This window comes from Emcibacter sp., assembly GCF_048269205.1.
Classification (GTDB): Bacteria; Pseudomonadota; Alphaproteobacteria; order Sphingomonadales; family Emcibacteraceae; genus Emcibacter.
The window spans coordinates 1,586,636-1,604,541 of record NZ_JBLXJC010000001.1 but is presented as its reverse complement, the minus strand read 5'-3'; the positions used below and the strand labels follow the sequence as shown (position 1 = coordinate 1,604,541).

Below are 17,906 nucleotides of genomic sequence, written 5' to 3'. Positions count from 1 at the left end.
TTATTTAGCTTGCTTTAGGCTGCAGTCTTATAATGTGTAGGGTCACTACCATCAATTTGAATGACACTGAATTCCGCTCTTGGAATACAGTTTTTCACCAAGTCAGCTATTGGCATATCTACTTGAATACCGAGTACTTCTGCAGCATGAAGCCGAATGATTGTCTCGATATTTGTTTCGATCGGGCATTCACCACGTTCCCAACGTCCTACTGTCTGTTGATCTTTATTGACCAACTCAGCCAGTTGAGCTTGAGTTTCGCCCATCTCGGTGCGTAGGAATCTTAATTCATTTGGTGACATTCCATGCGGTTGCTTGATAATGCTTGCCGCAATTACTTTATGTAATCCTATGATATTGGGAATTTGGAACGTCTCTTCTCCAGCATGATCTGTAACTATATCAATGCCGGAAATGACAACATTATCCAATCCGCATTCTGTATAGTTGAATTCAGCCATACATCTTCTCCTTTTTTTTCCGGAAGACTTTAGTCCTTCCAATAAACGGTCACAACTTTCAGCTTGTAATATCCTCCAGGTATTACAATGGCGGTTACTGTTCTGCCGTTCGAGTTCGGTGTTGTTGATTGTATTTTATATTTGAAGTAGCCTTGCAGAGTAGCAGGCTTTCCTTCTTTAAAAACGAAGCCAAATTTGAGGATGTGCAAGACATCACTCATAATTAGGCCGCGGTCGCTCATTTGCTCTTTAGCATGGTTCGTCCATAGTAATTCTAATGCTTCGTTATAAAACGTCCTTAAAACCTCGGTTGCTGTAGCCGGGTCCATTGGTGCATCGCTTGGAAAATTTGGTTTTGCCATTCCGCCCCCAATTATTTTTCAGTTCCCAGCCACTTATCATGTATCATGATGATACACCATATCGTGGCCAGAAGCTATCATGATGATATATGCTGTCAAATTAAAAATAGGTTAACGAGTGTTTTTTTCAAGTAGAACAACTCAGTTTTTATTTCACATTTCGCGTAATATCATGAAACTAAAGAAGAAAATAGCCGGAGAGAATATTAAGCACGTAAACACAAAAATTTGTGAATATTTTTTAGCTTGAGATGCTTTCCTGAATATCTTGAAAAAATTGATTCTAAGTCATTAAGTAGCATGCAGGTCAATTAAAGGGTAGCTGACTAAATTCAAATAAAGATTCGCCTGGCCTGTAAATTTTACTGAGTTAAAACCGCTTCCAAATTTTCCTGATTTTTCAAATATGAAGTGATTTATTTTCAATAGGTTAGAGAATCGCTGCTACTAATAGTGGGTTAGTCGCTTGAAGTAAGCTATTGTTGCCCCATATTTGCCAAACTGAAGTAGTAGGTTTTAGATAAGTTTTGTAGTTAATTGAATATAGGTTAAGCTCTACTGTAGAGAGGTCTTATGAATTGGGAAGCCCAGTATTCTGCGATTCTCACTTGATTTTGCTTAAATTAACTTTATATTAACAATTGAAACTAGATAATAAAAGACAACTATTGGAAGGAGAATAGACCATGACTTACGTAACGAAAGAGGGTTTCTGGGGCTAAGTTGTTTTTTATGTGGGGGGAAGTCATTCAATGGACTAAAGATTATGGCTCGGCCTTTACAGGCGGAGCCATTGTTATTTCTGCACTAGCCGGATCCGGGTTATGGATTAGTCAAAGGGATATCGCGAAAAAACGTGCGATGATAGATCACATTACTCGATCTCAATCTGATATTGATTTCCAGGAACATAGGGCACGATTCAATAAGCTTCGGAAGGCAAACAGTATCACAAAAGCTGTTCTTGCCGGCGAAGAGGTGGATGAAAGCGCGGAAGATTTTGAAGAAACAGAGCCATTTAAAGACAGGCAAGCGGTTTTGGAGGTTCTGAACGATTACGAATTGATAGCCTGCGGTATTAAAGAAAGAATATATTCCGAACGGCTTTATATGCGATGGTTCAAAACCACTGTAACTCGGGATTGGGATGCATGTAAAACCGCCATTGGATCACTCAGAGACGGGAATGGTGGAGTAAAGTCACATTTCGTTGAATTTGAGAAATTAGCGGAAAAGTGGAAAAATTGCGCTGATCCAAATGTGCCAAAATTAAAGTCCATATATTGGTGGATTTGTGGTGCTTGGTGGCGCAATGTTTTGGCAGTAGTCGCAATAGTGGCTATGTCAATATGGGTGTATGAACACTATATCAGGTGATCTGAGATGATCTACATATTGGTCATTGAAAATCATAAAAAAACCGTTTCCAAATTGATGTAAAATTGCCCGAAAATTAGCATATTATGCTGCATTGTGAAGGAAACGAATTCCTTTAATATCAATGTCTTATAAGGATTTACTTATAACTTTTAATCAGTAGGTCGAAGGTTCGAATCCTTCAGGGCTCACCATTAAACCCCGCTGTCGAGACCAAGTCTCCGGCGGGGTTTTTGTTTGGTGATCAATCGTCCCGGACGGTTTCTGTAACTGGATAAGAAAGATCAAAAGCGGTGATTTCCTCGATCTCTGCATTTAACGGGCCAAGCCAGCTGTACTCCAGCGGATGAAACAGCCAAAGCTGCGAGGCTGTTCTGACCGCGATGGTGCCGTCTACCTGTTCCATGGTGATGATTTCTCCTCCGGTTTCCAGTTTCGCATCCCATTTCAGAGCGGCCGGATTCCATACCCAGACCGTATCTTTGTCCCGGGTAGTAATGAAGCTGCGATTGGAAATGCCTACTTTGAGGCGGGACTTGCTTTGCTCGGAGACAATACCGACCTGGATCAATCCTGGGCTTGGCGATCCGGGGCCTGGAAACCCCGGCGGCGGCGGCCATGGCCAAGGCCAGATCCAGGGTGGGGGAGGTGGCGCTGGATTCATGCGCCCTGGGTTCTGGATGAAACCTCCCAGGTCCTCCATTTCCTCATCCAGATCCTCCATTTTCTTTTCCAGGATCTGCTTTTTAAGGTCATTAAAGGCAGCTTTTGCCTCTTTCATTCTTTCGGGCCAGCCCGGCTCCTGAACATCTGGCGGCAGTTTATTTATCAGGTCGCCGATAATCTGGAATTTTCGATCGATATCTCCCTCATGTTCCTGCAATTGCTGGACGATCTCATTAAAGGGATTGCTGGGTTTATCAGGCATACTACCTCCTGTTTGTTAACGGGATAGGGCGATGCGACAAACTTTACTATTCAAATGACAGGGAATAACTGTTGTGAATGCTCATTATAGCAGGGACCGGGCAAACATGAAAGTTTTCCCGGTTTTGGGGCTGGTTGTCCCTATTTCTAAAGCTCGACCGGTGAAACTCTCCGCAGCCTTTTCATCAGGCCCGGGAACATTTTCCAGGCCAGGGGCAGGCGGCGATAACGGGGATTGATATCCACATCTATGGCCGGATGTGCCAGGTTGAAGGCAAGGGAAACCCGTTCGCCCACACCCTTATAGGGTTTTACATGGTGGCGCAGCCAAGCTGGAAATATAAAGAACTTGCCGGCTTCAGCGGCGAACTCGACCGTACGCATTGGCCGGACAGGAGTGGCCACTTCCTTTTGCGGGCCGAGGAAGTCATCCCTGAAGACAATCTCGCCCTCGGGAGGAATGTCTCCGTCCGGTGCACCGTTATCCACATAGTAGACACCAGCCCAGATGTTGCTGTGATCCTGGTAGTAGCTGCTATGATCATGCCAGGCATTATAGGCATCCCGACCATTTGAATTAATCCAGGATTCCATTCTCCAGTCTTCGGGGCGAATTTCTCCGACGTCGGGGTATATCTCTCGTGTGACTTGTTCTGCCGTGTTCAGTACATGCCCGAACAATTGCTTGAGTGCAGGGTGGTCGTGCTGGTGCAGATTAATGTCTGAATGCCACCCGCCACCCATATTGGTTTTGAACACACCGCTGCTTTTTGCTCTGATCTCTCGCGTAAGTTCAAGCAAATCACGATTTAACTGATCTGAATTCCCTATGGTTCCCTGATAAATCTCAATGGGAAACAGTGGGATTTTTTTTACGTCCCCTAACACTCTTACACTCCTGAAACAAACTTTATCCCGCTGTTATATATCAAAAGTTGTTAAATACATATTGATTATGACTATTAACTGAAAATATTTCGTTAAATTTGACATGCGTCAATTGCATGGCTGAATCAATATAATAACTATGGTTATACGTCAGGCGCATGTCTTATAGTGTTAACAGTCATGAGGAAAGGCTGTGAAATGTACGCTGACGCATTGAAAACAAATGATTTTTGCGGTGAATATTATCGCGAAGGCGAGAATGAGCCGGTAACGGTGACCTTTGCCCGCAAGGTGAAGGCCGGAAGAGAAGCTGCATATGAAGAATGGGCCCGCGGAATTTTTGCCGCGGCGCGTCGTTTCTGCGGTCACCAGAGCCTGAGCATCCTGCGTCCAAGCCCCTCAACGGGAGGCAAATATGTGTTTATGCTGCATTTCGACAACCGCGAACATGAACAGGCATGGGAAAAGTCAGACGTGCGAGCCGAGTTCCTCAAACGGCTTGAAGATGAAGACCTCGTCGAGGGAGAAACCGAGATCAATCTGGCATCGGGTTTTGAATTCTGGTTTCCGCTGGCCGAAGTTCCCAGTGCCGCGCCGCCGCCGCGCTGGAAAATGGTAACCATCATTATCCCTACGGTTATTGCCCTTGTCATGCTGGCCAATGCACTCCTTGCGCCGCTGAATCTGCAATGGCCGCTTGAGCTGAAAATTGCCGCCCAGTGTGTCTTCCAGGTGCTGTTGATGACCTATGTGATCATGCCCCGGATTATGACCCTGTTCCAGCCCTGGCTCTATCCCCGGGAAAAGGTAAAAAGGGCTTAGGGTCGATTGATCTTCTTCGGTCTGTGATTTTCATCGAGGGCGACAAAGATAAAGTCGCCTTCGGTGACCTTGATTTCTTCCTCTACACCCTGACGCATGACGGTAACCTCTATATTGATGGTGATGGAGGTGGTACCCACCCTGGTAACGCTGGTATAGACGCTGAGCCAGTCACCGGGCAGGACGGGCGCATGGAATTTCATGGCTTCCACAGCTACAGTAGCCACCGGTCCCTTGACATAGCGAATGGCTTCGACCCCTGCGGCGGAATCCATCTGCGAAAGGATCCAGCCACCGAAAATATGGCCGTTTGAATTCAGGTTGGAGATGTTGGGGATGGTTCTGATTGTGGGTTGTCTTTTACAGGTGTCGTCAAGCTCGTTCATTTTTTTTCCTATCAGCAATCATCTGCTATATTTTCCGGCCCATCCAGATGATACGGCCCAGAATATCCAGGGCGTCGGGCTCGCAATCGTTCCAGGCTTCATAGAGCGGATTGTCGCTCTTTATCGTACACAGCCTGGTGATCGGGTTGATTGAAATTCTTTTCACCAGTAGCATGTCATCATTTCTGAGCACATAAATCCCGTCATTCCGGATATGCCGTTCGCTCATATCCACCAGAATATGGTCGCCGTCCTGCAGAGTAGGCGACATGCTGTCACCGGAAACTGTGATAACGGCCAGATCTTCTGCTGGTGCATTCGAACTGGTCCTGATCCAGCTCTTGCGGAAGGCGAGCCGGTTGTGGATGTCATTATTGTCGGCAAAGGCGCCGGCGCCGGCCGCGGCATGAATGTCATAAACATTTACCAGAACATAGTCGTCGGGAGAAAAGTCCCCGGGCAGGGCAGCTCCGGATGGGGACGGGGTGGGAAAGTCTGCCGGTGAACCGAAATAATCGCTTTCCAGACTGAAATGATCCATGATTCTGGCAAGATCCCGGTCATTGAGGCATTTGGGGACGCCCCGCTTGATATATTGCTGGATATAGGCGTGGTTCTTGCCGATCAGGGCGGAGACAGAGGCATAATCCTCTGAGGCGCTGGTGCGGATAAGATGATCCAGCTTCTCCCGTATCTGCCTGTAGTAACGGTTGTAGTCCATTTCCTGCCCCGCAAAATATGAATAGGCATTATAGGACTATTACAGGATTTGGGAACTGTTAAATTTGATGTAGCGTGGTTTTGTTCAGAAGCTCTTCGGCTTCATGAGCGGGAAGGGGGCGGGCGAAAAGATAGCCCTGGCCGGCATGGCAGCCCAGGTTTCTGAGAATGGCCAACTGGCTTTCCTCTTCAATGCCTTCCGCCACGAGATCCATACCCAGGGTCATGGCCAGGTTGGTGATGATGTGGACGATTTTCAGGCTGTCCTCACTGTTGTTCATCTGGCTGATGAATGAGCGGTCAATTTTTAAGGTGTCCGCCGGGAATCGATTGAGGTAGCTGAGTGACGAATAGCCGGTGCCGAAATCGTCAATGGCCAGGCTGATGTTCAGGGATTTCAGGTCAAGCAGAATATCCCGGGCAAGATCCGAGTTTTCAACCAGCGTTGATTCGGTGATCTCCAGTTTGAGGTGATCCCCCTGAAGCCCGGATTGATAAAGAGCGTCACGGGTTACCGCGACAATGTCATCTTCGGCAATCTGGATATTGGAGACATTGACATTCATTTTCAACGAGGACGCCGAAGGATATTTCTGAATCCAGTCCGCCAACTGGCGGCAGGCTGTATTCATGCACCAGCGCCCCATAGGCATGATCATCCCGGTATCCTCGGCGATGGGTATGAACTCGACCGGTGAAATCATTCCCCGTTCCGGGTGTTTCCACCTGGTCAGGGCTTCAAAGCCGGTTATGATTCCGGTGCTAAGGTTGATAATCGGCTGATAGTGAAGTTCCAGCTGGTTGTTCTCAATGGCGTGGCTCAATTCGTTTTCCATGCGCAGAAGGGACTGTGCACGGGTTTTCAGCTCGGGACGATACACCAGGGTTCTGTCGGAACTCAGACCGTTAATCCGCTGCATCGCCATATGAGCATCCTGAATCAGATTGATCAGGTCGTGCAGGCTGGAGCTCCCGGAGGAGATCCCGATTGTAGCGGCAACCTGAAGATACTGTCCGCCAAGCCTGATCTTGCGGCCCAGTTCGTGATGGATGCTGTCAGCCAGGGCCCGGGCCTCGCTTTCAGCATTATGCATGTCTTCATCGGCCAGAAGAACGACAAATTTGTCGCCGTCAAATCTGGCCAGAATAGCTTCAGCGGGCAGGCAGTTCTGTATCAGGTGAGCAACTTCGCGCAGCAGGTCGTCGCCCACTTCATATCCATAGCTCTCGTTGATTCGCTGGAGCTTGAAAATATTGACAAACAGAACGGCCGTTTCCCCGAGCGGGATATCGTCTCCAAAACGGTTTTCGATAATCTGGTAAAAATGATGTTTGTTGGGCAGGTTGGTCAGGCTGTCGTAGTAGGTATATCGTTCCAGCTCTCTTTCAAATGCTGTTTCGATACTATTGTCCGCAGTCAGAAGAATGAATTTTTCGATTTGTCCTTCCGATGATTTGAGAGGAATGAGGCGACAGAAGAGAGAAACTTCCTCCATGTCCGGACGGGTGAAATTCCAGCTAAGGTCAATGTTTTCAAAGCTTCTTGCGGCCTCTTCAAGGGCGCTCTGCAATTGATTGCCGTCATCGAGCCAGTCAATTTCGCTGACCAGTTTGCCAATGGGGTTTTGCTGCCCGTAACTGATACAAGAGATAAGTTCATCGCTGGACTGGCTGAATATGAAATCGGTGTCACCAACAACCTCGATTTCTCCCACACCGTCGGCAAGTTGCCTGCTGAATATGCGGTCGTCATTCGGGACGCTGAATCTCGGTTTGTTGTCTCTGAAAAGATATGGCGTCTTCTGTGAAGGAAGCATGCCTGAACTCTCACCCTGGGTTACACGTACGTTTATAGGAGCCGGATTAGTATACGAGCTCATCAGGGTGAGTGAATTGTGTAAATATTTCGTAAACTTTTAGCTTCAGGAACACCCGCTGGTTGCGCCGCAACTGTCACATTTCAGGCATGTTCCGTTTCGGACCATGGTGAAATTTCCGCATTCCTGACAGGCATCGCCTTCATATCCCTTCATTCTGGCCTGAAGGACCTCGCTGTTCAGGGTTTCGCTGGTGACAACTGTGGCATTTACGACAGCCTGCGTTGTGGATGACAGGGAAGACGCCTCCATCGTGATTTCGCTATCCTTCGACTCAGCGGTTGTATTCAGGACATAAAGGTTGCTTTTCCTGACATATCCCGTGCTCGCGAGACCAATTACGCGGTCCAGTGTCTGTTCGGTCGCCGGCTCCGCGGTTCGGGTCTCTTCACCATTGCCGATAGAATCAGGCATCAGATCTTCGGGGTTGACGTGGGCCAGGTCATTGCGCCCCAGATAGGAAACTGCCAGTTCCCGGAAGATATAGTCGAGCACAGAAGTTGCCATCTTGATGGCATCGTTTCCGACAACCTGTCCGGACGGCTCGAAGCGGGTAAAGGTAAAGGCATCCACATATTCTTCCAACGGAACGCCGTATTGAAGGCCAATGGACAGGGCAATGGCGAAATTATTCATCAGACTGCGGAAGGCGGCGCCTTCCTTGTGCATATCGATAAAAATCTCGCCCAGGGTGCCGTCATCATATTCACCGGTTCTGAGATAGACCTTGTGACCGCCGACCATGGCTTTCTGGGTATAGCCCTTGCGCCGTGTCGGCAGTTTGCGCCGTTCGGCAGGCCCAGCCTGCTCGACAATGCGTTCTACAATACGCTCAGCAACAATTCGGGTCTTTTCCGGCAGAGGAATATCCTCATTTACCTCATCCTCCTCCAGCAGGGAAACATTCAGTGGCTGTGAAAGTTTTGAACCATCGCGGTAAATGGCATTGGCTTTCAGGCCAAGATTCCAGGACAGCATATAGGCGCTCTTGCAGTCCTCGACCGTAGCTGAATTGGGCATATTGACGGTTTTGGAAATGGCCCCGGAAATAAAGGGCTGAGCCGCTGCCATCATGCGGATATGGCTTTCGGGGCTGAGGAATCTTTTTCCGATCCTGCCGCAAGGATTGGCACAATCGAATACCGGAAGATGATGGTCCTTTAGGTAGGGGGCGCCTTCCAGGGTCATGGTGCCGCTGCAATAGAGGTTGGCTTCCTCAATCTGTTTCTTGTCGAAGCCCAGTGCCTCGAGCATATTGAACGTGAGATCGTCAAGTTGTTCGTCGGCGAAGCCAAGCACGTCCCGACAGAAATCCCGTCCCAGAATCCAGTGATTAAAGGCAAAGCTGATGTCGAAGGCGCTGGCGATGTTGCTTTCCAGTACATCCAGCTGAGCCTGTGAGAAACCCTTGGCCTTCAGACTTTCATGATTAATGTGGGGTGCGCCCGCGAGGGTGCCGTGCCCGACGGCGTATTTGGCCATTTCATCGATCTGTTTCGGGCTGTAGCCAAGCGTTTTGAGGGCCGTCGGCACCAGCCGGTTGATGATCTTGAAATGACCTCCACCTGCCAGTTTCTTGTATTTGACAAGCGAGAAATCGGGCTCGATGCCGGTGGTATCGCAGTCCATGACCAGACCGATAGTCCCCGTCGGCGCAATCACGCTGACCTGGGCGTTGCGGTATCCGTGCAGGGTGCCGATCTCCAGGGCCTGGTCCCAGACCCTGCCGGCAGCAGTGGCTATTTCGGGGAAGGGACAACTGGCGATATCAAGGGCGACCGGTGTTGTGGAAAGCTCTTCATATCCCTCGTCGTTACCCCAGGCGGCCCGCCGATGATTGCGAATGACCCGCAACATGTCGTCCTTGTTTGCCGCATAGGAGGGAAAGGCGCCCAGTTCCCGCGCCATCTCGGCGGAGGTGCGATAGGCGGTACCCGTCATCAATGCGGAAATGGCGCCGCACAGGGCGCGTCCCTCATCACTGTCATAGCCCATGCCGGAGGCCATGATCAGGCCACCAATATTGGCAAAACCGAGCCCCAGGGTTCGGAAGTCAAAGCTCAGTCTGGCGATTTCCTTAGACGGGAACTGGGCCATCAGAACGGAAACCTCAAGAACAATGGTCCACAGGGTGACCGCATGCTCGAAGCTGTCCACGTCGAATCCATCATCCGCTGTTCTGAACTTCATCAGGTTCAGGGAGGCCAGATTGCAGGCCGTATTGTCCAGGAACATATATTCGGAGCAGGGGTTGGACGCCCGAATCTGTCCGGACTGCGGGCAGGTATGCCAGTCATTGATGGTGGTATGATACTGGATGCCCGGGTCTGCACACTGCCAGGCGGACAGGGCAATGTCTTCCCAAAGGGCGCGCGCCTTGACTGTCTTACTGACCCTGTGATTGCCACGGTTAATCAGATCCCAGTCGCCATCGTCCAGAACTGTCTGAAGGAAGTCATCCGTTACCCGGACCGAGTTGTTCGAATTCTGCCCGGACACGGTCATATAGGCTTCGGAATCCCAGTCGGTATCATAGGTTTCAAACTCTATTTCCGTAAAGCCCTGTTTGGCGAACTGGATGACCCGCTGGATATAGTTTTCGCTGACAAGAGAATTGCGCGCCGCAAGAATGGCTGTTTTCAGGGCGGCGTTCATCTCCGGATTGCAGGCGTCCTCTTCCTCCAGGGATTTATCCTGGCAGGCGGTCATGATTTCCTGCAGATGTTTCTCTACAATTTTTGAACCGGTAACGAGGGCGGCGACCTTCTGCTCTTCCCTGACTTTCCAGTTGATGAAATCCTCAACATCCGGATGATCGATATCCACAATCACCATTTTTGCCGCCCGGCGCGTCGTGCCGCCGGACTTGATCGCCCCGGCAGCCCGGTCGCCAATTTTCAGGAAGCTCATCAGTCCCGATGACTTGCCGCCACCGGACAGGGGCTCACCCGAGCCGCGGATGTTGGAAAAGTTGCTGCCGGTGCCGGAACCGTATTTGAACAGGCGGGCTTCCCGGGTCCAGAGATCCATAATGCCGCCGTCATTGACCAGATCATCGTCCACACCCTGGATAAAACAGGCGTGGGGCTGGGGATGTTCATAGGAGCTTTTGGATTTGGTCAGTTTGTTTGTCTCATAATCCACATAGAAGTGTCCCTGGGCCGGCCCGTCAATGCTGTAGGCCCAGTGCAGGCCGGTATTAAACCATTGTGGCGAATTAGGCGCACACATCTGGTTGGCAAGCATAAACCTGAGCTCGTCATAGAAAGCATGGGCATCGCTTTCGTGACTAAAATAGCCGCCTTTCCAGCCCCAGTAGGTCCAGGTCCCGGCAAGGCGGTTAAAGACCTGCCGGGCACTTTTTTCCGGACCTGTCCTTTTGTCTTCGGGCAGGGCTTCCAGTGCCTCCACATCGGCCTCGTGACGCCACAGCCATTCAGGCACATCGGCTTCGGGGACGGGACGAAGATGCTGGGGAACGCCGGCCTTGCGGAAATATTTCTGCGCAATAATGTCCGCGGCTACCTGGCTCCAGCCTTCCGGCACCTCAATTTCTCTGAGCTCAAAAACAACGGTTCCGTCCGGGTTGCGGATTTCACTGTCCGTGGTTCTGAAGCCAATGTTGTGGTATGGCGACTGGTCTGGCGACGTAAAGCGACGTTTTACCTTCATTTATATTCCCCGGGGGCATATTTGACAAATTTATGATTGACGAAGTGTATCTGACTCTTGGTTAATGCTCCAGATATTTTTCTTATATATTGTGTTTGACACGTCCGCATGAACTACATCTTGTGTCTATCGAGTCGGAAAGGGATGGTTAACCTGATCGGGCTATATTCCTGTGAGAGGCAATCATGAAAATGCCGCTTTCGGGCCGGATAATAATTATCGTCTGCCAATGTTTTAGGTTGTTCTGTGGGGGCGGGCGCGGTATAGAATGATGAACTTTGACAAAAGGTGGGATTGACAGAAATATGTTTTCCTTGCTCAAGAGAATTTTCACATGGTGGCATGACAGTACAATTGGCACCTGGGTATTTACCGGCCTTAATGGTGAAAAGGTGGGTGAAGACGACCAGGGCAACGTCTACTATCGTGAGAAAAAAGGCAAAAAGCGCTGGGTGATGTTCAACGGTGAAATCGAGGCCTCGCGTGTCCCTCCCGAGTGGCATGCCTGGTTACATTACACCATTGATGAGACACCGGTCGAGCGTCCTCCGGTGGTAAAGTCTTGGGAAAAGGAACATCAGCCCAATCTGACCGGGACAGTAGAGGCCTATTATCCCACAGGCAGTTTGAATGCTGCCGGCGATCGTCCCAAAACCACAGGCGACTATAAGGCCTGGACACCGAACAGCTGATCCCGAAAGCAGGAGTTTGTCGTATGCGAAATAATCTGGTTGAAACCCTTGTCGGAGGTGTGGTTCTAGTTATCGCCGCAAGCTTTCTCTATTTCGCATATACCCACGCCAATCTAACGTCCAATGGCGGCGTTCACCTCAAGGCGAAATTTGACAAAATTGACGGTCTGGTTGTGGGCAGCGACGTGCGCGTCAGCGGCATCAAGGTCGGCAGCGTGGTCAAACAGTATATTGATTCGGATACCTTTATGGCCGTGGTTGAATTTACTGTTAACCCGGACATCAATATCCCGGAGGATACCTTTGCAAAAATTACCGCAGAAGGACTTCTGGGCGGAAACTACCTTGCCCTTGATCCCGGTGGGAGTGACGAGTTCCTCCAGGACGGGGATGAAATTCTTGATACCCAGGGATCTGTTGATCTTCTGGGGCTGCTGGACAAATTCGCAGGGTCCGGCGACGAGGAGTAACCTTCGTCATGCGTAATCTTATCTTTATTGCTCTGTTCACCTGCCAGGCTTTCCTGGTGTCCATTGCGGCTGCCGAGGAATTTCCGACACTGGCGGAAGAACGCAAAGTGCCTGTGGTTGTGCTTGGCGCTCTGGACAAGATTACGGCCCGGCTTTCCAGTATCGAGGCGCGACAGAATGAACCGGTACGTTTTGGCACACTGGAGATTGTCATGCGCCATTGCCGCTCAAACCCGCCGGAAGAAACACCGGAAAGTGTTGCCTTTCTCGAGATCACTGATATAGGGCAGGGCAAAAAATCGGAAAAGGTTTTCAGTGGCTGGATGTTTGCTTCTAGCCCGGCCGTATCCCCGCTGGAACATCCGGTTTATGATATCTGGGTCACCAGATGTAAAATGGTCTCCGGCGAGGCATCTCCCCCCAGCGAATAAAAATCCGGTTCAAGCTCCAGGGCGCGGGCCAGCCTGGCCTTATATTCCATTCTCGGGATTTCCACCGCACCGAATTTCTCCAGATGGTCAGTAACGAACTGGGTATCCAGCAGTGTGTAGCCTGCTTTTTTCAGTCGGGCGACCAGATAGACAAGGGCGACTTTGCTGGCGTCGGTTTCCTTGTGAAACATACTTTCCCCGCAAAAGGCTCCCCCTATAGAGACGCCATATAGTCCACCAACCAGTTTATCCTCTCGCCAGCATTCGACGGAATGGGCAAACCCCATTTTGAATAGTTCATAATAGCGATCAAGGATGGTGTCGTTGATCCATGTATTGTCGCGTTCTGTATCAGGAATGGTTTCCGCACAGGCCTTCATCACATCACGGAAAGCGGTATCGAGCCTTATCTCGAAGGGCTGTTTTCGGATTTTACGCGCAAGTCTGGATGGGACATGAAACCGTTCGAAGGGGAAGATCCCGCGGAGCTCGGGATCGACCCAGAATATTTCATCGCTGTCGGCACTTTCTCCCATGGGGAAAATACCCTGGCTATAGGCATGTAGCAGAAGTTCTGCTGTTATCTCCGTCATTTCTCCAGGTTCAGTCGTCCAGGTTGTTCAGGAAGTTCTCCAGCCAGTGGATGTCATAGGCGCCGTTCATGAAGTCGGTTTCCCGGATCAACCGCTGATGCAGCGGGATCGTCGTCTTGATCCCGTCGATCACATATTCTTCGAGGGCGCGACGCAGACGCATCAGACATTCGTTACGGGTTTTGCCATGTACGATCAGTTTGGCAATCATGCTGTCATAGTAAGGCGGAATGGTATAGCCGCTGTAAAGGGCTGAATCCACCCGGACTCCAAGACCGCCCGGCGTATGATAGTCACCGATTTTCCCAGGCGAGGGCATGAAGGTAAAGGGGTCTTCTGCATTGATACGGCATTCGATCGCATGGCCGGAGAACGTGATATCTTCCTGTTTCAGGGACAGAGGCAGCCCTGCGGCAATACGAATCTGTTCCCGCACCAAGTCCACACCGGTAATCATCTCGGTCACCGGATGCTCCACCTGCAGGCGGGTATTCATTTCGATGAAATAGAATTCGCCGTTTTCATACAGGAACTCGATTGTGCCGGCGCCGCGGTAGCCAAGCCCCTGGATGGCCTTCGCGACAACGTCACCGATTTTTTCTCGCTCGTCCGCATTAAGCGCCGGTGAGGGGGCCTCTTCCAGCACCTTCTGGTGCCGTCGCTGCAGTGAACAATCCCGTTCGCCGAGGTGAATACAGTTCCCGTGTTCATCTGCCAAAATCTGAAGTTCAATATGCCGGGGCAGGGTGAGGAACTTTTCCAGATAGACCGCGTCATCGCCGAAGGCCGCCTTGGCTTCTGTTCTGGCAGAACTTACTGCATTCTGGAGCTCGCCTTCGTTATGTACCACTTTCATGCCACGACCGCCGCCGCCTGCGGCAGCTTTGACGATTACGGGATATCCGATTTCTTTGGCCACCTTGGAGGCGGTTTCAAAATCCCTGACTTCGCCTTCGGAGCCCGGAACAACCGGAATACCGAGCTTTTTGACGGTGTCCTTGGCCGAAATCTTGTCGCCCATGACGCGAATATGCTGCGCCGTGGGGCCGATAAAGGCGATGTTATGCTGTTCAACGATTTCGGCAAATTTCTCGTTTTCCGACAGGAAACCGTATCCGGGATGGATTGCATCCGCATTTGTGATTTCAGCCGCGGCAATAATGGCCGGAATATTCAGGTAGCTATCCGCCGAGGGTGCAGGGCCGATACAGACGCTTTCATCAGCGAGACGGACATGCATGGCATTTTCATCGGCTTCCGAATGAACGGCAACCGTATGAATACCCATTTCCCTGCAGGCTCTGTGAATCCGCAGGGCGATCTCGCCCCGGTTGGCTATAAGAACTTTATCAAACATATGTGTCTGGAACCTTATTCAATAATCACCAGAGGCTCGCCATATTCAACTGGCTGGGCATTTTCAACCAGGATCTGCGTGACCGTACCGGACTTGGGGGCATGGATGTGGTTCATGACTTTCATGGCTTCCACAATCAGCAGCGTATCACCGGCACTTACCTTGTCCCCAACCTTGATAAAGTTGTCGGATTCCGGCTCGGGAGCAGAATAGACCGTTCCCACCATGGGGGACAAAACGGCACCCGGATGATCGGCAGCCTGTGCTTCGCCACCCGCTTGTTCTACACCGGCAGCACCAGCGGGTGCGGCCGCTACAGCGGCAGGTGCGGCAACAGCTGCAGCTGCAACCGTAACATTGCGGCAGACCTTGATCTTGCGATCGCCGTCCTCAACCTCGATTTCGGTAAGGTCAGTTTCGTTAAGCAGTGCTGCCAGGTCGCGAATTAGTTCCTGATCGACGTGCATTTTTGACATCTGGTTGTAGTCCCTTGTTTTATAAATTCTCGATTATTTTTTAATTGTCTCGGTGAGGGCGTCAAGTGCCATCAGGTATCCCCGGCTGCCAAAACCGCATATAACGCCAACAGAAGCTGGAGATATATAGGAATGATGACGGAATTCCTCACGTTTGAATATGTTTGACAGATGCACCTCGACCACCGGCAATTCCACGGCGAGAAGAGCATCCATCAGCGCGACAGAGGTGTGTGTATAGGCACCGGCATTGATGATAATAGCCTGTGCATTGTTTCTGGCCTCGTGAATCCAGTCAACGATTTCACCTTCGGAGTTACTCTGGCGAAAAATCACGGACAGATCCAGGCGGGCGGCATGGGCCTTGCACTTTTCCTCGATGTCGGAAAGGGTCTCTTTGCCGTAAATTTCCGGTTCACGTGTGCCCAGCAGATTCAGGTTTGGGCCGTTGATCACCAGAATATTTCCTGGAGTGCTCTCTGTCATAAAAGCCTTCTTGTTCTATTGTGTCCTTCGGATAATATACCGATCCTGCCGGAAAATTATCTGGATGTCCTGTATAATCAGTTAAGAACGGTTTGAAAACCGGAATCGTCACTTGTCGGTTGACGCTCCCTTGACGGAGCTTTTTGTGGTCAAAATATTTGCGAACTATAAAGGATTGCTTTAATCCTGCAAAGTCTTAAGAATTAAAAAGGATCAGATCATTGATCAGCTTGATGATAAACGGCGATGAGCATAGTTTTGAAAATCAGTTGACCCTGCATGAATTGCTGGAAAAGCTGGACATCAATCCGGGTAAGGTCGCCGTGGAGCGAAATCTGGAAATTGTGCCGAAAACAACATATCAGCAGGTTCAGATTCAAGATGGTGACCAGCTGGAAATAGTACATTTTATTGGTGGTGGAAAAATTGACTGACACATTTGAAGTTGCAGGCCGGAAATTCTCTTCGCGCCTGATCGTGGGAACAGGAAAATACAAATCATTTGAGGAAAATGCCGCTGCCCTGGAGGCCTCGGGCGCGGAGATCGTGACTGTGGCGGTACGCCGGGTTAATGTGACCGATCCAAAGCAGCCCATGCTTGTGGACTTCATCGACCCGAAAAAATACACCTATCTGCCGAATACGGCAGGCTGTTTTACGGCCGATGATGCGCTGCGCACTCTCAGGCTTGCCCGGGAAGCCGGTGGCTGGAAGTTGGTGAAACTTGAGGTTCTTGGCGATCAGAAAACCCTGTATCCCAACATGCCGGAAACATTGAAGGCGGCGGAAGTCCTGATCAAAGAGGGTTTCGACGTGATGGTTTATTGCAGCGATGACCCGATCCAGGCCAAAGTGCTTGAAGACATGGGCTGTTGCGCGATTATGCCGCTTGGTGCGCCGATCGGGTCGGGCCTCGGTATTCAGAATCCGGTTCAGATACGCCTGATTGTGGAACAGTCAAATGTCCCCGTGCTTGTCGATGCCGGTGTGGGTACGGCGTCAGATGCAGCAGTAGCCATGGAACTGGGCTGTGACGGGGTGTTGATGAACACGGCCATTGCCGAGGCGAAAGATCCTGTCAGGATGGCGCGGGCCATGAAACTGGCTGTTGAGGCTGGACGGGAAGCATATCTCGCCGGTCGTATGGGCAGAAAACTTTATGCAGATCCGTCCTCGCCGCTGGCGGGCCTGATCTAAGGCCCAGGGAAAAGTCAAAAAAAAGGGAGCCTGTGGCTCCCTTTTTTAATCAGACTTCTATGTCGTCGCCGGGCAGGGGATTGATCCAGCCGCCGTCCGGATAGGTAGCGGATTCAATCATCACTTTGTCCCCGGCTACCCGGGCTCTTCCACTGGCCATCAGGCGCAGGGCTTCCGGATAGATAATATGCTCATACTCAAGAATGCGTGCTGCCAGCTCATCGGCCGTTTCATCGGGATTGACCGCTACGGCAGCCTGCAGAATGATCGGGCCGTCATCCATTTCCGGCCGGACAATGTGAACTGTGCAACCGGTAAAACGCACTCCGGCCTCCAGAGCCCGCTCATGGGTGTGAAGCCCTTTGAAAGAGGGCAGCAGCGAAGGGTGAATGTTCAGGATACGGTCTTTCCAGCGATTCACAAACCGGGGTTCGAGTATACGCATGAAGCCGGCAAGGCAGATCATCTTGGCTTTGCAGGCATTCAACTCCTTATCCAGGGCCTCTTCGAAGGCCTCTTTGCTTTCATAATCCTTGTGACTGATGACCGACGTGGCAATGCCGGCCTCTTTTGCCCGTTTCAGGCCATAGGCTTTGGCATTGTTGGAAATAACCCGGACGATGCGGGCGGGGAATTCCTCGTCAGCACAGGCGTCGATCAGGGCCTGCAAATTACTGCCACGTCCGGAAATTAAGACTGCTACATCAAGCAT

The 17,906-nt window shown here is 50.6% G+C and carries 18 protein-coding genes and 1 pseudogene; 6 read left to right on the top strand and 13 right to left on the bottom strand.

What is annotated here, in order from left to right:
* Window positions 1-14: 14 nt before the first annotated feature.
* Window positions 15-461: a helix-turn-helix transcriptional regulator gene (locus ACN0YD_RS07480; protein WP_417318350.1), complete on the bottom strand. Its 447-nt coding sequence runs from the start codon at window positions 459-461 to the stop codon at window positions 15-17.
* Between the two features lie 29 nt (window positions 462-490).
* Window positions 491-823: a DUF4258 domain-containing protein gene (locus ACN0YD_RS07475; RefSeq protein WP_417318348.1), complete on the bottom strand. Its 333-nt coding sequence runs from the start codon at window positions 821-823 to the stop codon at window positions 491-493.
* Window positions 824-1,555: 732 nt separating this feature from the next.
* On the opposite strand from ACN0YD_RS07475, the gene ACN0YD_RS07470 reads away from it, so the two are divergent.
* Window positions 1,556-2,200 (top strand): DUF4760 domain-containing protein, encoded by a 645-nt coding sequence (locus tag ACN0YD_RS07470; RefSeq protein WP_417318346.1) that lies wholly within the window; start codon window positions 1,556-1,558, stop codon window positions 2,198-2,200.
* A 244-nt stretch (window positions 2,201-2,444) separates the two neighbouring features.
* On the opposite strand, the gene ACN0YD_RS07465 is transcribed toward ACN0YD_RS07470, so the two are convergent.
* Window positions 2,445-3,128: a hypothetical protein gene (locus ACN0YD_RS07465; protein WP_417318344.1), complete on the bottom strand. Its 684-nt coding sequence runs from the start codon at window positions 3,126-3,128 to the stop codon at window positions 2,445-2,447.
* A 146-nt stretch (window positions 3,129-3,274) separates the two neighbouring features.
* A complete protein-coding gene (locus ACN0YD_RS07460; protein WP_417318342.1) occupies window positions 3,275-3,886 on the bottom strand; it encodes a putative 2OG-Fe(II) oxygenase in 612 nt (203 codons plus the stop codon).
* 327 nt (window positions 3,887-4,213) lie between these two features.
* On the opposite strand from ACN0YD_RS07460, the gene ACN0YD_RS07455 reads away from it, so the two are divergent.
* A complete protein-coding gene (locus ACN0YD_RS07455; protein WP_417318340.1) occupies window positions 4,214-4,837 on the top strand; it encodes an antibiotic biosynthesis monooxygenase in 624 nt (207 codons plus the stop codon).
* Here the strand turns inward: ACN0YD_RS07455 and ACN0YD_RS07450 are convergent.
* The 4 genes from ACN0YD_RS07450 to ACN0YD_RS07435 form a co-directional block, all read right to left on the bottom strand.
* Window positions 4,834-5,223: an acyl-CoA thioesterase gene (locus ACN0YD_RS07450; RefSeq protein ID WP_417318338.1), complete on the bottom strand. Its 390-nt coding sequence runs from the start codon at window positions 5,221-5,223 to the stop codon at window positions 4,834-4,836. The two genes, ACN0YD_RS07455 and ACN0YD_RS07450, sit on opposite strands and share 4 nt — an antisense overlap.
* 25 nt (window positions 5,224-5,248) lie before the next feature.
* A complete protein-coding gene (locus ACN0YD_RS07445; protein WP_417318336.1) occupies window positions 5,249-5,944 on the bottom strand; it encodes a S24 family peptidase in 696 nt (231 codons plus the stop codon).
* Window positions 5,945-6,002: 58 nt separating this feature from the next.
* The gene (locus ACN0YD_RS07440; protein ID WP_417318334.1) at window positions 6,003-7,760 is read right to left on the bottom strand and encodes a putative bifunctional diguanylate cyclase/phosphodiesterase; all 1,758 of its coding nucleotides are present in this window, start codon (window positions 7,758-7,760) and stop codon (window positions 6,003-6,005) included.
* Between the two features lie 105 nt (window positions 7,761-7,865).
* Window positions 7,866-11,492 carry a vitamin B12-dependent ribonucleotide reductase gene (locus tag ACN0YD_RS07435; RefSeq protein WP_417318332.1) on the bottom strand — a complete coding sequence of 1,209 codons (3,627 nt, stop codon included), beginning with the start codon at window positions 11,490-11,492 and terminating at the stop codon, window positions 7,866-7,868.
* A 305-nt stretch (window positions 11,493-11,797) separates the two neighbouring features.
* Between ACN0YD_RS07435 and ACN0YD_RS07430 the strand changes: the two genes are divergently transcribed.
* From ACN0YD_RS07430 to ACN0YD_RS07420, 3 genes are read left to right on the top strand one after another with little or no spacing between them, the layout of a single operon-like run.
* Window positions 11,798-12,184 (top strand): NADH:ubiquinone oxidoreductase subunit NDUFA12, encoded by a 387-nt coding sequence (locus ACN0YD_RS07430; RefSeq protein WP_417318330.1) that lies wholly within the window; start codon window positions 11,798-11,800, stop codon window positions 12,182-12,184.
* A gap of 23 nt (window positions 12,185-12,207) precedes the next feature.
* Window positions 12,208-12,654, top strand: coding sequence for an outer membrane lipid asymmetry maintenance protein MlaD (gene mlaD / locus ACN0YD_RS07425; protein ID WP_417318328.1), 447 nt, complete (start codon window positions 12,208-12,210; stop codon window positions 12,652-12,654).
* An 8-nt stretch (window positions 12,655-12,662) separates the two neighbouring features.
* Window positions 12,663-13,085: a DUF2155 domain-containing protein gene (locus ACN0YD_RS07420; protein WP_417318327.1), complete on the top strand. Its 423-nt coding sequence runs from the start codon at window positions 12,663-12,665 to the stop codon at window positions 13,083-13,085.
* Here the strand turns inward: ACN0YD_RS07420 and aat are convergent.
* The 4 genes from aat to aroQ are packed head-to-tail and all read right to left on the bottom strand — an operon-like array spanning window position 13,022 to window position 15,997.
* Complete coding sequence (aat, locus tag ACN0YD_RS07415) at window positions 13,022-13,678, bottom strand: leucyl/phenylalanyl-tRNA--protein transferase (protein ID WP_417318325.1); 657 nt, start codon at window positions 13,676-13,678, stop codon at window positions 13,022-13,024. The genes ACN0YD_RS07420 and aat overlap by 64 nt on opposite strands.
* Window positions 13,679-13,688: 10 nt before the next feature.
* A complete protein-coding gene (accC, locus tag ACN0YD_RS07410; protein ID WP_417318323.1) occupies window positions 13,689-15,035 on the bottom strand; it encodes an acetyl-CoA carboxylase biotin carboxylase subunit in 1,347 nt (448 codons plus the stop codon).
* A 14-nt stretch (window positions 15,036-15,049) separates the two neighbouring features.
* Window positions 15,050-15,502, bottom strand: a complete 453-nt coding sequence (gene accB, locus ACN0YD_RS07405; RefSeq protein WP_417318870.1) for an acetyl-CoA carboxylase biotin carboxyl carrier protein — start codon at window positions 15,500-15,502, stop codon at window positions 15,050-15,052.
* A 42-nt stretch (window positions 15,503-15,544) separates the two neighbouring features.
* Window positions 15,545-15,997, bottom strand: coding sequence for a type II 3-dehydroquinate dehydratase (gene aroQ, locus ACN0YD_RS07400; RefSeq protein ID WP_417318321.1), 453 nt, complete (start codon window positions 15,995-15,997; stop codon window positions 15,545-15,547).
* Window positions 15,998-16,230: 233 nt separating this feature from the next.
* Between aroQ and thiS the strand changes: the two are divergent.
* Window positions 16,231-17,194, top strand: a pseudogene (gene thiS / locus ACN0YD_RS07395) (sulfur carrier protein ThiS).
* A gap of 49 nt (window positions 17,195-17,243) precedes the next feature.
* Here the strand turns inward: thiS and purN are convergent.
* Window positions 17,244-17,906 (bottom strand): phosphoribosylglycinamide formyltransferase, encoded by a 663-nt coding sequence (gene purN / locus ACN0YD_RS07390; RefSeq protein ID WP_417318319.1) that lies wholly within the window; start codon window positions 17,904-17,906, stop codon window positions 17,244-17,246.

Coding starts and splice junctions, on each gene's coding strand:
- ACN0YD_RS07480 (WP_417318350.1), bottom strand. CDS start 461: ATGGCTGAATTCAACTATACAGAATGCGGATTGGATAATGTTGTCATT.
- ACN0YD_RS07475 (WP_417318348.1), bottom strand. CDS start 823: ATGGCAAAACCAAATTTTCCAAGCGATGCACCAATGGACCCGGCTACA.
- ACN0YD_RS07470 (WP_417318346.1), top strand. CDS start 1,556: ATGTGGGGGGAAGTCATTCAATGGACTAAAGATTATGGCTCGGCCTTT.
- ACN0YD_RS07465 (WP_417318344.1), bottom strand. CDS start 3,128: ATGCCTGATAAACCCAGCAATCCCTTTAATGAGATCGTCCAGCAATTG.
- ACN0YD_RS07455 (WP_417318340.1), top strand. CDS start 4,214: ATGTACGCTGACGCATTGAAAACAAATGATTTTTGCGGTGAATATTAT.
- ACN0YD_RS07450 (WP_417318338.1), bottom strand. CDS start 5,223: ATGAACGAGCTTGACGACACCTGTAAAAGACAACCCACAATCAGAACC.
- ACN0YD_RS07445 (WP_417318336.1), bottom strand. CDS start 5,944: ATGGACTACAACCGTTACTACAGGCAGATACGGGAGAAGCTGGATCAT.
- ACN0YD_RS07440 (WP_417318334.1), bottom strand. CDS start 7,760: ATGCTTCCTTCACAGAAGACGCCATATCTTTTCAGAGACAACAAACCG.
- ACN0YD_RS07435 (WP_417318332.1), bottom strand. CDS start 11,492: ATGAAGGTAAAACGTCGCTTTACGTCGCCAGACCAGTCGCCATACCAC.
- ACN0YD_RS07430 (WP_417318330.1), top strand. CDS start 11,798: ATGTTTTCCTTGCTCAAGAGAATTTTCACATGGTGGCATGACAGTACA.
- mlaD (WP_417318328.1), top strand. CDS start 12,208: ATGCGAAATAATCTGGTTGAAACCCTTGTCGGAGGTGTGGTTCTAGTT.
- ACN0YD_RS07420 (WP_417318327.1), top strand. CDS start 12,663: ATGCGTAATCTTATCTTTATTGCTCTGTTCACCTGCCAGGCTTTCCTG.
- aat (WP_417318325.1), bottom strand. CDS start 13,678: ATGACGGAGATAACAGCAGAACTTCTGCTACATGCCTATAGCCAGGGT.
- accC (WP_417318323.1), bottom strand. CDS start 15,035: ATGTTTGATAAAGTTCTTATAGCCAACCGGGGCGAGATCGCCCTGCGG.
- accB (WP_417318870.1), bottom strand. CDS start 15,502: ATGCACGTCGATCAGGAACTAATTCGCGACCTGGCAGCACTGCTTAAC.
- aroQ (WP_417318321.1), bottom strand. CDS start 15,997: ATGACAGAGAGCACTCCAGGAAATATTCTGGTGATCAACGGCCCAAAC.
- purN (WP_417318319.1), bottom strand. CDS start 17,906: ATGCTTGATGTAGCAGTCTTAATTTCCGGACGTGGCAGTAATTTGCAG.